This is a genomic window from Ferrovum myxofaciens, from assembly GCF_000735045.1.
Classification (GTDB): Bacteria; Pseudomonadota; Gammaproteobacteria; order Burkholderiales; family Ferrovaceae; genus Ferrovum; species Ferrovum myxofaciens.
This window is the reverse complement of the sequence record NZ_JPOQ01000268.1, coordinates 1-292: the sequence shown is the minus strand read 5'-3', so window position 1 is coordinate 292 and position 292 is coordinate 1. Positions and strand designations below refer to the sequence as shown.

At 52.7% G+C, this 292-nt stretch carries 1 protein-coding gene; it reads right to left on the bottom strand.

Annotated elements, in window-relative coordinates:
* Positions 1-292: site-specific integrase (locus tag IV91_RS19850; RefSeq protein WP_031599289.1), on the bottom strand; the 292-nt coding region annotated here is incomplete at both ends.

Sequence of the window (292 nt, the reverse complement as noted above, 5' to 3'; positions counted from 1 at the left end):
CGAAGGTCTTTGGCATGGCAGTGTCAGCGGCACTGCCTTGGACACTTCATTGGCGGCATCAAGGAGCGTGTCCTGACTCAGGTGAGCATACCGCTGCGTTGTCTTAATCTGGGTATGCCCCAGAATTTTCTGCACCTCATATAGGGACCGACCGGCATTGACCAGGAATGAGGCGAAGGAATGCCTTAGATCGTGGATACGAACTTCAGCCAGTCCGGCACGTTTGCGAGCAGAATTCCACCCGGTAAAAATCGATACAAAAGGCTTGTGGGTCTTTGGGTTGGCAAATACC